Genomic DNA, 18,353 nt, shown 5'->3' on the forward strand with positions numbered 1-18,353 from the left:
CCATGCCTGCAGCCATTAATACCGCCACTGCGGATGCCAAGAAAGGAACAATAGCCGTTACCCACCAAAGCCGCGAGCTTGCCGCTACTCTGGCCCGCCCCGAGCTATTGGCACTCGAGCCCTATCAAAGCGCCAGGCGCCTTGGCGGCCAGGGGGAAGTCTGGATTAACGCCAACGAATCCCCCTTCAACCACACGGATATCGACCGGGTCAACCGCTACCCCGAGTGCCAGCCGCCAGAGGTGATAGCCGCCTATGCCGCCTATGCCGGAGTCTCAGATTTGCAGCTCATCTGCAGCCGCGGCGCCGATGAAGCAATAGAGTTGCTGATCCGCACCTTTTGCACCCCGGGGGCAGACAGCATCGCCCTCTTTGGCCCCACCTACGGCATGTACGCCATCAGTGCCGCGACCTTCAATGTCGAGGTCAAGGCGCTGTCGTTGGATGACAATTTTCAGTTGCCCAAAGCGTTAACCCAGGCCCAAGGCGCCAAACTGCTGTTTATCTGCAACCCCAACAACCCCACAGGCACCTGGGTAAGCCAGGGTGAAATTCTGCGGATACTCGAGGCCATGCCAAACACGCTAGTGGTAGTGGATGAAGCCTATATTGAATTCAGCCCCGAGCTGAGCGCCGCCTCTTTGCTCAAGGAGTATCCCAACCTGGTCGTGCTGCGCACTCTCTCCAAGGCGTTTGCCCTGGCCGGAGCCCGCTGCGGCTTTATGCTGGCCAATGAAGGCATTATCGAGATGGTAAAACAGGTGCTGGCTCCCTACCCGGTACCTGTCCCTGTGGCACGCTTGGCGGCTTTGGCGTTAAGCCCTGAGGGCATAGCCAGAATGCAGGCCGATGTGGCGCTGCTCAAGACCCAGGGGCAAAGAGTGGCCGCGGCGCTGGAAAGACTCGGTGCCCGGGTGCTGCCAAGTGGCGGCAACTATCTGCTGGCGTATTTCGCCGATGCGCCCAAGGTGCGTGAGCAGTTGCAGCGCTTTGGCATAGTCGCCCGCAGCTACCGGGATCCGCGTCTTGTTGACGCCATACGTTTCAGTTTCAGCGATGACTCAGATACCGAGCGGCTGCTCGCCGCCCTGAGCCAGGTGCAATAACGATAATAATCAGCCCGGCAGCGGCCGGCACAAGGAAACATCAATGAGCCAGAAAATACTCTTTATCGACCGCGACGGCACCCTTATTGAAGAGCCGCAAACCGACAAACAGGTGGACAGACTGGATAAGCTGGTGTTTGAACCCGGCGTTATTCCGGCGCTGCTCAAACTGCAAAGCGCCGGTTACCGCTTGGTGATGGTCTCCAATCAGGATGGCCTGGGCACCCCCTCCTTCCCGAAAGAAGACTTCGATGCGCCCCACAATCTGATGATGCAGATTTTTTCAAGCCAGGGGGTCAACTTCAGCGAGGTGTTGATTTGCCCTCACTTCAACGATGAAAACTGCAGTTGCCGCAAACCCAAACTCGGGTTGGTAAAAGAGTTTCTGACCCAGGGCCTGGTGGATTTCACCCGCTCGGCAGTTATTGGTGATCGGAAAACCGATATTGCCCTGGCCGAGGCCATGGGCTTGACCGGCTATCGCTATGACAGGGAAAAGCTCAACTGGGGCGATATCTGTGATGCCCTCTTGAGCCGGGGTCGCCAGGCAACTGTGGTGCGCACCACCAAAGAGACCGACATTCGGGTCGAGGTGGATCTCGACCGCGCCGGCAACAGCGACATCAATACCGGCATAGGCTTTTTCGATCACATGCTGGATCAGATTGCCACCCACGGCAATTTCAAACTGGCAGTCAAGGTTGACGGCGATCTTGAGATAGACGATCACCACAGTGTGGAAGATACCGCGCTGGCGCTGGGCGATGCTTTGCGTCAGGCGCTGGGCGATAAACGCGGCATTGCCCGTTTCGGCTTTTCCCTGCCAATGGATGAAGCCCGCGGCGACTGCCTGCTGGATCTCTCCGGCCGTCCCTTCCTCAAGTTCAGCGCCGTATTTGAGCGGGAAAAGGTCGGTGAGCTGGCCACAGAGATGGTAGCGCACTTCTTTCGCTCCTTTGCCGACGGCCTGCGCTGCACCCTGCACCTTGGCTGCGAGGGCGACAACGACCACCACAAGGTAGAGGCGCTGTTCAAGGTGCTGGGGCGCACTCTGCGCCAGGCCATCAAGGTTGAAGGTGATGCCTTGCCTTCCAGTAAGGGAGTGTTGTAATGACCCAAGCCATTGCCAAGACAGTGATTATAGATACCGGCTGCGCCAACTTGAGCTCGGTGAAATACGCCTTTGAGCGCCTCGGCGCCGAAGTCTGTATCAGTGATGATGCCGAGGTTATCCGCAGCGCCGAAAGAGTGGTGCTTCCCGGTGTGGGCACAGCCAGAGCCGCCATGGCGGCGCTCACCGAAAAGCAGTTAATTCCTGTTATCAAGGCGCTGAAACAGCCGGTGCTGGGAGTGTGTCTCGGTATGCAGCTCATGTGTGACAGCTCGCAGGAAAGTGGCGAGAATGCCGATGAATGCCAGTGTCTTGGGCTGATCCCGGGCACTATACGCCAGCTCGACTGCAAGGGGTTGCCCAGTCCACATATGGGCTGGGATCAACTGAGCCCCGTACTTGATGCCAACGGCCAGGCACACCCGCTGTTTGCCGGTATCGATGAAGGCAGCTACTGCTATTTCGTCCATTCCTTTTGCGCCGCGCCTTCCGCGGCCACCATAGCCGAATGCTGTTACGGCGAGCGTTTCAGCGCCGCCATTGCCAAAGACAACTTTATGGGAGTGCAGTTTCACCCGGAAAAGAGCGCCGTTATCGGTAGCCTTATCCTGGCTAACTTTCTCACTCTGACCCAGGATGATTTTAACGGAGCTGCAGCATGATTATACCGGCAATCGATCTTATAGAAGGTCAGGTAGTGCGCCTGTTTCAGGGCGATTACCAACAGGAGACCCGCTTCAATCTGCAACCTGAGGCTCAACTGCTCGCTTATCAGGCCCAGGGGGCTTCACTCTTGCATCTGGTGGACTTGACCGGCGCCAAGGACCCTGAGCGCTGCCAGAGCAGCCTGATAGCGTCGCTCGCAGCCGCCCTGGATACACCACTGCAAGTGGGCGGCGGCGTGCGCAGTCAGTGTCAGCTCGATGAACTGTTCAAGGCCGGGGTTTCCCGGGTAGTGATAGGTTCATTGGCGGTGCGTGAGCCCAAACTGGTTGGCGCCTGGCTCGAACAATACGGCCCGGACGCCATCTGTCTGGCGCTGGATGTCAATATCAATGCCGCGGGCGAGAAAATAGTGGCGGTTCACGGCTGGCAGAGTGGCGGTGGCAAAACCCTGGAATCTCTGGTGGCCCAGTTTGCCCCTTTGGGCCTTAAACATGCCCTGGTCACCGACATCAGTCGTGATGGCACCATGACGGGCGCCAACACAGCCCTGTACCGCGAGTTGGCGCAGACCTTTCCCGATATCGCCTGGCAGGCCTCCGGCGGTATCGCCAGTCTGGATGATGTCGCTGCAGTCAGGGATTCCGGTGCCAGCGGCCTGATTATCGGCAAGGCCTTGCTCACCGGCGAATTCAGCGTAGAGGAGGCGATCGCATGCTGGCAAAACGTATAGTCCCTTGTCTCGATGTACGCGACGGTAAGGTGGTCAAAGGCGTGCAGTTTCGTAACCACGAAACCATAGGCGATATCGTGCCGCTGGCGGCCAGATATGCCGCCGAAGGCGCCGATGAACTGGTGTTCTATGATATCACCGCCAGCGCCCACTCGCGGGTGGTGGATAAGTCCTGGGTCAGCCGGGTGGCGCAACAGATAGACATACCCTTCTGCGTGGCCGGTGGCATCAAGACCCTGGCCCAGGCACGCGAGCTGCTGGCATTCGGTGCCGACAAGATCTCCATCAATTCACCGGCACTGTCAGATCCCAGCCTTATTCGCAGGCTGCAGGACGAATTCGGCCGCCAGTGCATAGTGGTGGGTATCGACTCTTTCTTCGATGCCAATGACAACAGCTATAAGGTGAAACAGTTTACCGGCGATGAAGCTGCGACCCGCGACACCCAATGGCACACCTTGGATTGGGTCGAAGAGGTGCAGCGCCAGGGCTGCGGCGAAATCGTCCTCAATGTGATGAACCAAGATGGGGTGCGCCAGGGTTATGATATCGAGCAACTTGCCAAAGTGAGAGCCGTCTGCGATGTGCCGCTTATCGCCTCCGGCGGCGCCGGCACCATGGCGCACTTTCTCGAGGTCTTCGACAAGGCCAAAGTCGATGCCGCTTTGGCCGCCAGCGTATTTCACAAGGGGATCATAGAGATCCAGGCGCTGAAAGCCTTTCTCAAGCAAAGCGGCGTCACCATTCGCAGCTAAGGAAGGCTTCTTGCAAAGGACTAGGGCCATTGGCTGCGAACCACGCCTTGCATCCAGGCCCGTAAGCCGGCGCAGAGCACACATGGGACTTGTTCGCACCTTCCTTAATGCCCCACAACCCAATACAGGTATTTGATATGACAACCGAGACAAACAATGCCGACTGGCTCAAACAGTTGGACTGGGATAAACAACAGGGATTACTGCCGGCCGTAGTACAGGACTTTCACAGTGGCAAGGTGTTGATGCTGGGTTATATGAACCGCGAAGCCCTGGATGTCACCCTAAGCAAAGGCCTGGTGACCTTTTACAGCCGCAGCAAACAGCGGCTCTGGACCAAGGGTGAAAGCTCAGGCAATCTGCTGCAATTGGTCAGCATAGGAGTGGACTGTGACAACGACAGCCTGTTGCTGCAGGCCGCCCCCTTAGGCCCCACCTGCCACAAGGGGACTGACAGCTGCTGGGATAATCCGGCCTGCGGCGAAGTGCACCCCTTTATCAATCGCCTGCAAAGCCTTATCGCCTCACGAAAGGAGGAAGACCCCAACGAGAGCTATACAGCTTCGCTGTTTCAGCGCGGTACCAAGCGCATTGCCCAGAAGGTGGGCGAAGAGGGATTGGAAACCGCGCTGGCGGCGGCCACTCATGATCGCGAAGAGTTGGTGAATGAAGCCTCGGATCTCCTCTACCACCTCTTGGTACTGCTGGAAGATCAGCAACTGTCCCTCGATGATATCCATGCCAACCTGGCCAAACGTCACACCCAGGCCAAAGCGGCACAGGATTAAAGCAAAGCCTACATAAGGCAGTGGCACAGCACCAACGAACAAAGGCAAAAAGAGAAAGGGATGAATGCAACCAATAGGTATTCATCCCCTTCTGCTGTCAGCGCAAGCTTAGGATGCTCATTTTACTCAAGCCAAGAGTAAGATTGCAGCCTCTTTCAACGCCTTTAAGCCCGCTCTAATCCTTGCGGAAAGCTTAATCGCAGCCGCCTCCCAGGATACAAGCCGCCGGAGCGCTTGGCGCGGCTTTCGGATTATCTCTCTTGGCGTCAATCCCAGAGAGCTGTCTGGCAAAACTTGAGTCAAACCAACCCAGCATTGCCTCTGTCTGGCCGTAGAAGCGGTTCAAAGGCACAGGGTGCCACTCACCGATTTCGCTTTCCAGAACCAGCGACGGAAAGCCTGCCAATCCAAGCTTTGCCATCATGGCTCGGCTTTGGGCGATATGGCTCGCCAGCGGCGAAATCTGTCCGGCTGAGTTTGCTTCCATAACCGCCGTCAGATCGCTAGCCAATTTCTCGCGCCCCAGTGCCTGGAGACTCGGCAGCTCCTTCAGCAGTTGCAGTAACACTTCAGGCTCGGCAAGCCTTAAACCCTGAACATAATGACCACGCTGCAATATCTCCAGCAGCGCCAATCCCTGCCCCACCGCCTTTTCGGCGAGCAGGATGGCGGCAATGGCCGGTCCCGAGTCCAACACGGCGTCAGGACATTGAAGCAAACCCTGAGTGTAATCGTCGCCAAAGGGTTGCCCGGTCAGCTTGGCAATTTTGCTGTCGTGGCTGAGGATATGTTGCCTGAGCCCGGGCGTTATTCTTGTTGCCGCCATCAGACCGCCGGCGTGCAAAACTATCGGGAGTCTGGCACTCAGGGCATGAATGAGGGGCGCCGCACCATGGCACCAGCCGCACAAGGGGTCAAAAAAGTAGTGCAGCCTCACCATTTCATCTCACCCTTACTGACCTTGGCAGCTATCTCCAATGCCATAGCAAGCCCGGCATTCGGGTACAGACGCTGCATGGTGTCAATAAGCTCAGCGCTGGTTTGCGTGTCGGCTTCGGCTTGTTCGAAATCCTGCAGGTACTTGAGTGTCGCGGCAATATTGTCCTGCTCGAGAAAAGATTCAGACAACATGTGCCCGGGGATCACCTTGGCAGGGTTAAGCGCCGCCATTTCCGCAAGCTGCGCCTTCCAGGCCGCTCGCTCACTCTGGCTCTGGCTATCAGCCATCCACAGGTGCAAGCCTCCGGAGACGGCCACATTGCCGAGAATGGTTTTACTCGAAGGTACCCAGAGGTATGGCCTGTCAGCCAGCCGTCCCAGGTCACCTTTTATCTCAATCGCCTTGCCTTCAAGCATTAATTGACTGCCTTTAAATATCTCTGGCAGCTGCGCCTTGAGGGGGGCATTGCTACCCATTCTGGGGATCCAAAAGCTCAGCTTGTCTTCCAGCTTGGCCGCAATTTGTGCATGCACTGCCGGGGTCGTCAGGTATTTTGCTTTAGGGAAAAACTGCTTGAGTGTGGCAACCCCGAAGTAATAGTCAGGATCCGCCTGGCTGACGAATACAGTGGTCAAGTGCTTGCCACTGTCCAGAACCTCGGCGGCCAGTCGCAAGGCATCGGCGCGGGTGAAGCCTGTGTCGACCAAAATGGCTTCCTTGTCACCGCTTATCAGGGTGGCGTTGACATGAAAGCTGTTACCGTCAGCGTTATAGACTTTGAAGTCGAGGGCGTCCGATTCGGCGTGTAAAGAAAATGGCAACACTAAACTGGCAGCCAATACGAGTGATTTAAGCATGGTTTTACTCCGGTGAATTTCAACGTTGGCCAGTTTATGATTTCAATTAATGCAGATATACGGCTAAAATTGCGCAATATTGTTGCATAATCCGGACAAGTAATCGCAGATGGACAGATTAACCGCCGCCGAAGTTTTTGTGGATCTGGCCGCCAGTGGCAGCTTTACCGCTACCGCCGAGCGGCTTGAGATGTCGCGCGCCATGGTAACCCGCCATATCAAGACGCTTGAGGATTGGTTGGGCGCCAGATTACTCAATCGCACCACCCGCAGTGTAACCCTTACAGATGCCGGGAATCAGTGCCTGACATATTGTCGCCAGTTACTCTCGACCCGTGAGGCATTGGAAATCAGCCTAAGCGAGAGACGCAGACAATTGACCGGCAAACTGAGAATAAGCAGTAGCATGTCATTCGCACACGCACGACTGGCAGCGAGCCTCGCGCAATTCATCAGGCTTAATCCCGGGGTGGAAATCGAGTTGGATGTGAGCGATCGCGCTGTGGATCTGGTGGTGGAAAGGGTCGATTTGGTGATCCGTATTGCTTCAAGCCCGGATCCCTTGTTGATTGGCAAGCCGCTTATCAAGGTGAATTCGCAGCTGGTGGCTTCTCCTGAATACCTCAAACAGTATTCGGCGCCGCAGCACCCCAGGGATCTTCGCCAACACCTGTGCCTTGGCTACCGCCATTTCAATCGCAATCTTTGGCATCTTTCCAAGGGAGGGCAGAACGAATCTGTGGCGGTCAACTGCCAACTGGTGGCCAATGAAGCGACAGTGTTACTCAAGGCGGCTCAGGCAGGCAGCGGTATCGCCCAACTGCCCGATTATCTGCTGGCTGAGGCACTCAAAGATGGCAGCTTGCAACGCTTGCTACCGGATTGGACACCGAGAGTCATGACGGCCTACGCTCTCTATAGCTCAAGAGAGCATATGCCGGTGGCGCTAAGGGCCTTGATTGACCACTTGAGTCAGTCATTCAGCTGAAAAACCCAAAACGGGGCCATAAGCCCCGTTGATACTCGCTGACAAGCTTTGTCAGGCGGCAACTATCTGTTGCTGCGCCCTGAGCGGATGCAGACGATCGTGCATTACCTTGATGGTTTCAAAGCGGGTCAGGGTTTTGACATCGCTGAGTCGACATTCGTTGGCCAACATCATTACCAAAGAAGCCTGCAGCCCGGTCTCAACCACCATCACCAGCACACGCTCTCCGCGACATTTGAGGTCAAATACCTTCCCTGGCTCACTGTAAACACAGACAGCACTGGTGTCGAAGAACCATGACTTGGGCATCTGCGGTTTTTGCATAAAGTGAGCGGCTGTGGCATTCAATGCCAACTGAACCACTTGTGCATCCGTCAATGACAGTGACTTGGTTAGACGATCAAGCAGGTCAATATAGAACTTGGCGTGCTCGACGCTAAATTCAGCTTCTTTCATTGCATCCGGTATCAAAGTCTTGGCTTTATAAGGAGTCAGAAATTCCATTTCCGAACCTAACGATACGCTAAGGACACCGTACGAATCGTTATATCTCCATTGCCAATCTCTGTTTGGCATTAATAACATAACGCAATCCAATAAGACCTGTGATTTATTACAAACCGAATAATAGATGATATTTTACCCAATATCAAAAAAAGTTTTAAATATTAGACTGAGATAACAATATCTTAGATAGATCCTTTAGATCAAAAAACGATCGATTTAAATAAAAAAGGATCGCAATCGCGATCCCTTTGAGTATTTTTTAACTTATTTGGATCTATAGGCGTCAACAATATCTTTAATTAATTTCGGCCCTTGATAGATAAAGCCGGAATAGATCTGCACCATGCTTGCTCCTGCATCCAATTTATCCAGAGCATCCTCGGCGCTATTAATACCACCCACTCCCAGGATCGGGATCTCACCTTTCAAACACTGCGCCAAATACTTGATCACCTTGGTCGACAACTGGTTCAGCGGCTTGCCACTCAGGCCACCTGTCTCGTTGGAGTTGGCCAAGCCACTGACCCCATCACGGGTCAAAGTGGTATTAGTCGCTATAGCACCATCAAACTTATGTTTCAATAATGACTCGGCTATCTTTTCGATCTCTTCTTCGGTTAGATCCGGCGCTATTTTTAATGCTATGGGTACATACTTGCCATGCTTTTCTGCCAGTTCTGTTTGTTTATTTTTTAAACTTGACAGCAAGTCGTCCAGTAATTCGCCATATTGCATGGTACGCAGGCCGGGGGTATTGGGAGAAGAAATATTAACCGCGATGTAATCGGCATAGGCATAAACCTTATCCATACAGATCAGATAATCATCTTTCCCTTGCTCTACCGGGGTATCTTTATTTTTACCTATATTGACACCGACCATGGCGTTGGATTTTTTAGCCTTGAGATTGGCCACCAGATTATCCACGCCGAGATTATTAAAGCCCATGCGATTAATAATCGCCTTGGCCGGCTTAATCCGGAAAAGCCGAGGTTTGTCATTACCAGGTTGCGGCCTTGGGGTTACAGTTCCCACTTCAATATGGCCAAATCCCATGGCATGAAAGGCGTCGATACATTCACCGTCCTTATCCATACCGGCAGCCAAACCGACAGGATTAGGGAATGTCAGCCCCATGAATTCGACCGGGGCCGGGGCAAGATGCTGCGCATAAAAACAGTTCAGCGGTGAATTACCTGTGGTTCTGAGACTACTGATGGCAAGATTATGGGCGCGCTCAGGATCCATCTGAAACATGACTTTTTGTGCGAGTTTGTAAAACATGGCTTCTCCTAGACCTAAAAAAAGCCCCGGCGTTTGCCAGGGCTCTTATTGTTATAATAGCTTACTTCTGCCCTTCGCAGTGCAGGATCAGCAGATTCAGTTCACGTAGCGCTACTGAGAACTTCGCAAATTCATGGGTTTGCGATGTCTTGAAGTCAGCCAGCATGTGGAACCAGCGCTCCAGCAAGCCCTGATTAAGTTCGACCCACTCTTCGATAATGGCATCGGACTCGCAGCTGTCGGTACAGCTGCGCAGTACCGCCGATGTCAGCGCTCTTTGCTGCCAATCCAGCTCCTCGCGGAACGCCGCCCTGGCCAGTGCCTGCCAGTGGTTGGCCACCGGCTGGCCACCGATCTGTTCCAGGAACCAGTGCAGATCGATTCTGGCACCCAACTTAAAGTAAGTTTCTGCCACCAGTGAAACCGGCTTGGACTCCAACTGAGCTATCTGAGCGATATCCAGTGCCGAGAACAGCGTACTCATGTTGGCAACCAGATTGGCGACCTCATGAGGAACAGCTTCTTTTTCCAGCGCAGCGATATCCTCTTCAATACCCGCCAACTCGTCGGCTACCAGATAAGAGCGAATATTGGCTTTCAGCTCGTCGAACACCGGCTTATAGAAGGCAACAACCTGCTCTATGCTCATGGCGCGGCTACGGTTACGCAGGAACCAGCGACAGGCACGGCGCATGTTACGGCGCAGCTGGTGCAGCATCTCGCCCTGAACAACCGCAGGTACTATACCGTTCAAATCAGTAATGGCTTTGGTTAAATCTGCCAAACCAAACACTTCGCGAGCCATAGTGTAACAAATGGCGGCATCGGCAACTGAGGCGCCTGTCTCATCCTGCATACGCTGGACAAAATTGAGCCCCATATCGTTAACCAGTTCATTGGCCAGCGAGGTAGCAATGATCTCACCGCGCAGCGGATGCTGAGTCATCTTGTCGGCATACTTCTGCTGCAGCTTGCCAGGGAAGTAATCCACCAGCAGTTGGCTCAACCAGGCATCATCTGTAATAACAGGTGTCAGCAGTTGCTCCTTGAGCACCATCTTGGCATAGGCCACCAATACCGACAGCTCAGGACGGGTCAAACCTCGGCCGTTGGCCAAGCGCTCGGACAGCTCCTCTTCTGTAGGCAAGAACTCCAGTGCTCGGTCCAACTTACCCTCTTTTTCCAGATAGTTGATAAAGCGGATCTGCTCTTTAAGCTGTTCGGCGCCGCGCACCTGAGTCACAGAGATGGTGCGGGTCTGATCTTTACAGTCCTGCAGTACTATCTGAGCAACTTCATCTGTCATCTCTTCCAGCAGGCGGTTACGCTGCTTGAGGGTCATCTCACCTTCGGCCACCAGGGCGTTGAGCAAAATTTTGATGTTAACTTCGTTGTCCGAACAGTCCACGCCACCCACGTTATCGACAAAGTCGGTGTTGATACGACCGCCATTGGCGGCGTATTCGATACGACCAAGCTGAGTACAGCCCAGGTTACCGCCTTCACCTATGATCTTAGCCTTAAGCTCGCCACCGTTGACCCGCAAACCGTCGTTGGCGCGATCGCCGACTTCGGCATGGGTTTCACTGCTCGCTTTGACATAAGTACCGATACCGCCGTTCCAGATCAGGTCAACCGGCATTTTCAGCAGGCATTTGATCAGCTCAGTCGGCGTCATAGCATCCTTGTCGGTCGCCAGCATCTTCTTGATTTCCGGCGTCAAACTGATGGACTTGGCGCTACGGGCAAACACGCCACCGCCTTTTGAGATAAGCTCCTTGTTATAGTCTTCCCAGCTGGAGCGAGGCAGATTAAACAGACGCTTACGCTCAACAAAGCTGGTCGCTGAATCCGGCGTTGGGTCGATGAAGATATGCATGTGGTTGAAAGCAGCCACCAGCTGGGTGTGCTCAGACAAGAGCATGCCGTTGCCGAATACATCACCGGCCATGTCACCTATACCCACACAGGTGAAATCTGTAGTCTGGCAATCGATACCCACTTCGCGGAAGTGACGTTTCACCGACTCCCAGGCGCCGCGGGCGGTGATGCCCATCTTCTTGTGGTCATAACCGTTGGAACCACCGGACGCGAAGGCATCACCCAGCCAGAAGCCATATTCGATGGCAATGGCGTTGGCTGTGTCAGAGAAGGTCGCCGTGCCCTTATCGGCGGCGACCACCAGGTAAGGGTCGTCTTCATCGTGACGAACCACATCCACAGGAGGAACCAGGTCACCGTTGACAATATTGTCTGTGATATCCAGCAAACCACGGATAAAGATCCGGTAGCATTCCTGACCTTCGGTGAAGAAGGCTTCACGGCCGCCCTCGGTCGGCAGTTGTTTACAAACAAAGCCCCCCTTGGCACCTACGGGCACAATCACAGTGTTCTTAACCTGTTGCGCCTTCACCAGACCCAGCACTTCGGTACGGAAGTCCTCACGGCGATCAGACCAGCGCAGACCACCACGGGCAACTTTACCACCACGCAGATGCACACCTTCAACCCTTGGGCTGTAAACGAAGATTTCAAACTTCGGCAGCGGCTTGGGCATTTCAGGGATATGGTTGGGGGCAAACTTGAAGGAGATATAATCCTTCGGCTGGCCGGCGGCATCTTGCTGATAGAAGTTGGTTCTCAACGTGGCGTTGATAAGATCCAGATAGCGACGAATGATACGGTCATCATCCAGACTGGATACATCATCAAGACGCAGATTGATCTGCTCGATAAACTTGTCCAGTGTGCGGGTCTTCAGCTTGGGATTGAACTTACGAATAAACATCTTCACCAGCGAATCGGCAATCTGCGGATAACGGCTGAAGGTTTCTTCGATGTAAGCCTGGCTGAAAGTCGCATCTATTTGACGCATATACTTGGCATAGGCGCGCAGCACTGACACTTCGCGGCCGGAAAGTCCGGTAGCCAGCACCATACGGTTGAAGCCGTCGTCTTCCAGTTTTTTCTGCCAAACCTGAGCCAGCGCGGTCTGGAATCTGTCCTGGCTGTCTGCCAGGTTCTCAGTGGCGCCGCCCTGTACTGTCATCAGGAAGTCGAGGATCCAGAAGGTTGCGCCATCTGTGCTCTTCACTTCATAGGGACGCTCATTGATCACCCTGAGACCGAAGTTTTCCAGCATAGGCAGCACATCCGACAGATGGATAGGCTCATCCTTGTGGAACAGCTTCAAACGTACCTTGTTACTGCCGGGCGCCGCTTCCTGTGGCTGATAGAACAACATGCCCAGCTTATGGTCGTCGTCCAGCGCTTCCAGTTGTTGCAGATCCACCACGGCCGACGTAGGCAACACATCGTCTTTGTAACTCTGCGGGAATGCGGTCAGATAGCGCTTGAACAGGCGAGTGCCCTGCTCTTCACCCAGTGAATTGTTGAGCGCGCTCTGAAGTTTATCTTCCCATGAGCGAGCGGCTTCAATCAGATTGTTTTCTATGGCAGCCACATCGAGTTCCAAATTATTGTTGTTGTCGACTTTAACTATGTAGTGGGTACGGGCCAAGCTCGACTCGGAGAAGTAAGTGGTAAACTCCACCTCTTCATTACTGTTAAAGGTTTGGGCGAAGATCCTTTGGGTATCTTCACGCAGACGGGTGTTATATCTGTCTTTGGAGACATACACCAAACAGGACAGGAAGCGGCCGAAACCGTCTTTACGGACAAACAGCTTAAGTTTATCTCTATCCTGCATCTCCAACACACCATGCGCCATGTGCGACAACTCTTCGACGCTTGCCTGAATAATCTCGTCCCTTGGCAGATTTTCCAGAATATTCATCAACGCTTTATAGTCGTGGGAGCGCGGTGCCAGTCCTGACTTGTCCATCACCCGCTGGACTTTCTCGGCCAGCAGGGGGATCTCTTTCGGGCTGCGGTTGTACAGGTTGGAGGCATACAGGCCGATGAATCTGTCTTCGCCGACGACATTACCGGCCTCATCGAAACGTTTGACGCCGATATAGTCGACATAGGCGGGTCTGTGAACCCGGCTCTTGGCACTGCTCTTGGTCAGGATAAGCAGGCTGTTGTCCAGCGCTTCACGGCGAGCCGATTCAGAGAAAGAAGACAGCATCAAACCGTGCTCTGGCTGCGCCTTACCGGGTTTGTTCATCAAGCCCAGACTGCTTGCCATATCCGGCACCAGCTCAACATCACCCTCTACTTTACGCAGGTCGTAGCGACGATAACCCATCAGAGTAAAATGATGGTTGTTCAAATAACCAAGGAAGCGAATCGCTTCTTCAAGTTCAGCCTTATCGCCGGGGAACGGGCGCTTTGGCAACTCTTCAACCACTTCAGCCAGCTTATCGGACATGGCGCGCCAATCATTGACGGCGGCGGCCACATCACCGAGCACGGACTCTATCTCTTTTTCGAGTTGTTTTATGTCCTTGTCGCTGCTTTGGCGGTCGATTTCAATCAGGAATACCGCAACCTTGTCGCTGTCTTCCTTGCTGTCGTTAACAAAGCTGACCCGCTTGATGTCTGTGCCCTGGCGCTCAATGGCCAGCGGCGTATGCAACATCATATGAGCTGTGATCCCCAAACGGTTGAGAGCCATACCCACAGAATCCACCAGGAAGGGCATATCGGGCTGCACAACTTCTATGATGGAGTGGGTTGATTGCCAGCCGTGCTTGGCTTGGCTTGGGTTGAATACCCTTAAGTGAGTTTCCCCACAAGGCGTGCTGTTCAGAGCATTCCAAAGACTCAGGACGGCACCGTAGAGATCGCTATCGTTACGGGCCAGGAGATCGTCCTTAGACATGTGAGCGTAGAGGCAGGTGGCGAACTGTTCCACCTGATTTGCTTGTGTTTTAGGGACTTTGGAGTGGATTAAACTGACTACCTTTTCAAGTAGTACTGAAGGCATTGCATCTTTCAAGGCCATTTTGCTGTTTCCTTAAGCGTCTATGGCAGCGCTTTTTTCATTATATGGATGCTTCGTCGAATGACCCGGGCCTGAATTTTTTGTGACCGAGGTCATGCCGCGCAGTGTATTACTAAACAAACCATAATTCGAGCAAAATTTTAGTGGTACATCCTGTACAAATCCAGCAATGACGGGATATTGAAGGGAGCGATGAAGAAGTAATCGGAATAACAGACTAACTATTCAGCAGGGGCAGGAGAAACTTCTTCCCCTGCCCCTTTCACTAGCTATGTTTGCGCCAGAAAAGTGCCGTCAGTGCAGGCAGGATAATTATGGCCCCCAGCATGTTGACCACAAACATGAAGGTAAGCAAAATTCCCATATCCATCTGGAACTTAAGTGCGGAGAAGAACCAAGTGCTCACCCCGATAGCCAGGGTCAGGCCGGTGAAGATGACCGCACTGCCCCGCTCCACCAAGGCTTCGAAATAGGCCTGCTGTACTGCCATACCATCACGCAGTTTCACGGCCATGGTCGACAGGATATAGATGCCATAGTCCACCCCGATACCCACCCCGAGGGCAATAACCGGCAAGGTGCTCACCGTCAGGCCTATATCCAACCAGGTCATCAGTGCCTGTGCCAGTGTCGATACCACATACAGAGGCAGAATCACTGCAACCGTGGCTTTCAGTGAGCGGAAGCTTATCAGGCAGAGGATAAACACCGCGCCATAGACATACAGCATCATAGGCAATTGCGCTTCGGCCACCGCCTCGTTGGTTGCCGCCATCACCCCCACCGGACCGGAGGCGAGTTTAAAACTCAGCTTGTCGTCGTCCATTTCAGCGGCCAGCAGCTGCACCTTGCTCACCACCTGCTCTATGGTTTCCGCCTTGTGATCTTTCAGGAACAGATAAACAGGCATCACAGAGCAATCGCCGTTCAGCAGACCTGTGCTGGTAGGAATTTGTGACACCAACTGTGCCAGGCTGGCCGGGCTCCTGGGCAATACCTGCCACTTGGGGCTACCCTCGTTGAAACCGGCATTCACCTGGCGTGCCACCGAGGCGATACTGGCGGTAAACTCAACCCCAGGGGTGTTGCGCGCCAACCATTCGAACCTGTCAATCTTCTCCAGCGCCGAGTGATAGGTACAGGCCTCGGGATAGGCTTCCACTATCACACTCATCACGTCTGTGGTGATAGAGAAATGATCGGTAATAAAGAAGGTGTCCTGGTTATAGCGGGAGTCCTGATGCAGCGCCGGTGCTCCGCCCTGAAGATCGCCGATTTGCATCTTGCCGGCTTGCTGCAACCCGCCCAGATAAAGCAGTGCAGTGGCAGCTACCACCACCACAGCATATTTTGGGGTGGCAAAACAGGTGAGCTTGTGCCAAAAGGCCGCTGTCTTGGCCTCGGTGCCAGCATCCGCTTTCGCGGCCTTTATCTGGAAGAAGGAGATCACCAGAGGCAAGAGCACCAGGTTGGTCAGGATGATCACCGCCACACCAAGCGATGCCGAAATCGCCAGCTCGCGAATGATGCCGATATCGATTGCCAGCAAGGTCATAAACCCTATGGTATCCGACAGCAAGGCGACCCCGCCCGGCACCAAGAGACTACGAAACGCCGAAGCCGCCGCCACCTTGGTACTCAGGCCATCGGCAACCCGTTTGCGGATGGCGTTGATCATCTGTACCCCGTGGCTGACACCTATAGCAAACACCAAGAATGGCACCAGAATCGACATGGGATCCAAGCCAAAGCCCACCACGGTCAAGAGGCCAAGCTGCCAGACCACAGCAATCAAGCTGCACATCAAGGGCAGCAAGGTTAACACCATGGAGCGGGAGAAGAGATACACCATCAGGGCGGTGACCAAAATGGCTATCAGGAAAAACAGCAGTACCCCTTTGGCTCCGTCTGCCACATCGCCGGCCATCTTGGCAAAGCCTATGATATGAATCTTGATGCCATCTTTTTCAAACTGGCCTCTGAGCTGTTCTTCCAGTTGGGCGGCAAACGCCAAAGTGTCCAGAGGCTCGCCGGTTTGCGGATCAAAGTCCATCAGCTGCGCCGTCACCATGGCGGCGCTGTAGTCCTCTGCCACCAGACGGCCGACTATGCCGGCCTTTTCGATATTGCCTCTGACCCGCTCAAGCCCGGCTTCTGTCGTGCTGAAATCCGCCGGGATCACCGGCCCACCGGCAAACCCGTCTTCCACCACTTCGGTAAAACGTGTCGACGGAGAAAACAGGGATTTCACCTGAGAGCGCTCTACCCCGGGAATAAAGAACAGTTGATCATGCACATTCTTCAGGGTGTCGAAAAACGCCGGATTGAAAATATTACCGCTGCTGTCTTCTACCGCCACCATGATGGAGTTGGCGCCGCCAAACTGCTTCTGGTGTTTGAGGTAGGTCTGCATATAGGGGTGATGCAGTGGAATGTTTTTGACAAATGCCGCATCCATTTTCAGCTGACTGGCCTGAAAGCCCAGAAATACCGTGGTCAGCGCAAACAGCAGTATCACTCCGATACGATTGCGAAAGAGAAAACTCTCAATCCCATTGACCAGTCTGTCTAACATAATAATGGCCCTTTATTGTTGTTTTAGTTCGAAAAGCCCTTTGGTCCCGGCTATCCATAACCGGCCCTTGGGGTCAACGGCAACTGCCGATAAATTTTCCCCTCTGCGCTGGGTCACCAGCTCAGCGTGTAAATTGTTATCCAAACGAATTACGGCGCCGCCATTGCCGACCAGCAGCAGGCCCCCTTTGACCGGCGCTGCCGCATTGAGGGTCGACTCAAGCGGCATCTTTATCTCCTGCCACTGACTCATATCTTCCGGTGCGCTGAAGGCATGCCCTCGCAGACCAAACACATAGAGCTGTTTATCCCTTTCTATGGCATTGAACAAAGAGCCGTCATAAATAAACTCCAGACGCTGCCATAAACGGCCGCCATCTTCGGAAATGGCTACCATCCCCAGCTCCCCGACCATAAGCAAGCGCTTGTCTTCAAGGGCAATGACCCGATTGAAATGGGGCAAAATTGAGTCGGATTCGGCCTGATAGGCCTCTTCATCCTGCTGTTTGAGATCCGCCAGATAGTCGGCATCATCTTGGCTCAAGAGCTCGGGATGAAATTCTTTCTGCCAGCTTTGGCCACCATCTGTGGTGCGCAGAAATAGACCATAGGCGCCAACGGCTATGCCGTTTTGCGAGTCGGCAAACCAGACATCCAGTAAGGGCCGGGCAAGCTCTGGCGAACTGAACTGTTGCTGCCAGGAGAGTCCGCCATCTTGGGTAGCAAGAATGGTGGCATCATGGCCCACGGCCCAGCCATGGTTGGCATCGAGAAAAAATACCTTGGTCAACTGCGCCTGACTCGGTGTCGCCACCTGTTGCCATTGATTGCCATCGGCGCTGAGCCTTAAGATATGACCCCGCTCACCGACCGCGACCATAGTGCTGCCGGCCTGAGCAATATCCAACATCAAAGAGTGAACCGCCAAAGGCTGCAGTTGGCCGGTCAGAGCCCAGGTTGCAGATTGCGTTTCGGCGTGAAGGGGCGAAATTGCGCCCTGGAATGTGAGTATGCCAAGGCCCAGAGCCGCTGCTTGAAGCATGCGATACGACATTACAGACTTCCTTAGGGTTGAAAGGGGCGCACGCGCCCCTGGAATTGCCTACTGGGTGACCTCAGCCACCCATTACTGATGACG

General features: G+C 54.0%; 14 protein-coding genes. 7 read left to right on the plus strand and 7 right to left on the minus strand.

Features of this window, described 5'->3' with window-relative positions:
• Nucleotides 1-2 precede the first annotated feature (2 nt).
• From hisC to hisIE, 6 genes are all read left to right on the plus strand, one after another.
• The gene (hisC, locus tag ACMHXE_RS12375; protein ID WP_413732374.1) at nucleotides 3-1,106 is read left to right on the plus strand and encodes a histidinol-phosphate transaminase; all 1,104 of its coding nucleotides are present in this window, start codon (nucleotides 3-5) and stop codon (nucleotides 1,104-1,106) included.
• Between the two features lie 43 nt (nucleotides 1,107-1,149).
• A complete protein-coding gene (gene hisB / locus ACMHXE_RS12380; RefSeq protein ID WP_413732376.1) occupies nucleotides 1,150-2,217 on the plus strand; it encodes a bifunctional histidinol-phosphatase/imidazoleglycerol-phosphate dehydratase HisB in 1,068 nt (355 codons plus the stop codon).
• Nucleotides 2,217-2,879 (plus strand): imidazole glycerol phosphate synthase subunit HisH, encoded by a 663-nt coding sequence (gene hisH, locus ACMHXE_RS12385; protein ID WP_287590719.1) that lies wholly within the window; start codon nucleotides 2,217-2,219, stop codon nucleotides 2,877-2,879. Before hisB ends, hisH begins: the two co-directional genes overlap by 1 nt.
• Complete coding sequence (hisA, locus tag ACMHXE_RS12390; RefSeq protein ID WP_101056908.1) at nucleotides 2,876-3,613, plus strand: 1-(5-phosphoribosyl)-5-[(5-phosphoribosylamino)methylideneamino]imidazole-4-carboxamide isomerase; 738 nt, start codon at nucleotides 2,876-2,878, stop codon at nucleotides 3,611-3,613. The genes hisH and hisA overlap by 4 nt, the downstream gene beginning before the upstream one ends.
• Nucleotides 3,595-4,368 (plus strand): imidazole glycerol phosphate synthase subunit HisF, encoded by a 774-nt coding sequence (hisF, locus tag ACMHXE_RS12395; RefSeq protein ID WP_287590721.1) that lies wholly within the window; start codon nucleotides 3,595-3,597, stop codon nucleotides 4,366-4,368. The genes hisA and hisF overlap by 19 nt, the downstream gene beginning before the upstream one ends.
• Before the next feature lie 137 nt (nucleotides 4,369-4,505).
• A complete protein-coding gene (gene hisIE / locus ACMHXE_RS12400) occupies nucleotides 4,506-5,156 on the plus strand; it encodes a bifunctional phosphoribosyl-AMP cyclohydrolase/phosphoribosyl-ATP diphosphatase HisIE (protein WP_165565131.1) in 651 nt (216 codons plus the stop codon).
• Nucleotides 5,157-5,349: 193 nt separating this feature from the next.
• Here hisIE and ACMHXE_RS12405 read toward each other — a convergent pair whose 3' ends face one another.
• A complete protein-coding gene (locus ACMHXE_RS12405) occupies nucleotides 5,350-6,096 on the minus strand; it encodes a DsbA family protein (protein WP_413732379.1) in 747 nt (248 codons plus the stop codon).
• Nucleotides 6,090-6,953, minus strand: coding sequence for an MBL fold metallo-hydrolase (locus ACMHXE_RS12410; RefSeq protein ID WP_413732381.1), 864 nt, complete (start codon nucleotides 6,951-6,953; stop codon nucleotides 6,090-6,092). Before ACMHXE_RS12410 ends, ACMHXE_RS12405 begins: the two co-directional genes overlap by 7 nt.
• Before the next feature lie 109 nt (nucleotides 6,954-7,062).
• Here ACMHXE_RS12410 and ACMHXE_RS12415 point away from each other — a divergent pair, with 109 nt between their 5' ends.
• A complete protein-coding gene (locus ACMHXE_RS12415; RefSeq protein ID WP_071237460.1) occupies nucleotides 7,063-7,941 on the plus strand; it encodes a LysR family transcriptional regulator in 879 nt (292 codons plus the stop codon).
• 51 nt (nucleotides 7,942-7,992) lie between these two features.
• Here ACMHXE_RS12415 and ACMHXE_RS12420 read toward each other — a convergent pair whose 3' ends face one another.
• The 5 genes from ACMHXE_RS12420 to ACMHXE_RS12440 form a co-directional block, all read right to left on the minus strand.
• On the minus strand, nucleotides 7,993-8,526 hold the full coding sequence (locus tag ACMHXE_RS12420; protein ID WP_039033231.1) for a cell division protein ZapC: 534 nt from the start codon (nucleotides 8,524-8,526) through the stop codon (nucleotides 7,993-7,995).
• 186 nt (nucleotides 8,527-8,712) lie between these two features.
• Nucleotides 8,713-9,732 (minus strand): quinone-dependent dihydroorotate dehydrogenase, encoded by a 1,020-nt coding sequence (pyrD, locus tag ACMHXE_RS12425; RefSeq protein WP_165565133.1) that lies wholly within the window; start codon nucleotides 9,730-9,732, stop codon nucleotides 8,713-8,715.
• 61 nt (nucleotides 9,733-9,793) lie between these two features.
• Complete coding sequence (locus ACMHXE_RS12430) at nucleotides 9,794-14,641, minus strand: NAD-glutamate dehydrogenase (protein ID WP_413732383.1); 4,848 nt, start codon at nucleotides 14,639-14,641, stop codon at nucleotides 9,794-9,796.
• A 265-nt stretch (nucleotides 14,642-14,906) separates the two neighbouring features.
• Nucleotides 14,907-17,216: an efflux RND transporter permease subunit gene (locus ACMHXE_RS12435; RefSeq protein WP_101055757.1), complete on the minus strand. Its 2,310-nt coding sequence runs from the start codon at nucleotides 17,214-17,216 to the stop codon at nucleotides 14,907-14,909.
• 12 nt (nucleotides 17,217-17,228) lie between these two features.
• Nucleotides 17,229-18,269: a WD40/YVTN/BNR-like repeat-containing protein gene (locus ACMHXE_RS12440; protein ID WP_226563861.1), complete on the minus strand. Its 1,041-nt coding sequence runs from the start codon at nucleotides 18,267-18,269 to the stop codon at nucleotides 17,229-17,231.
• Nucleotides 18,270-18,353: the final 84 nt, after the last annotated feature.

It is taken from the genome of Shewanella sp. BJSY2023SW007, from assembly GCF_047314525.1.
Lineage (GTDB): Bacteria > Pseudomonadota > Gammaproteobacteria > Enterobacterales > Shewanellaceae > Shewanella > Shewanella chilikensis.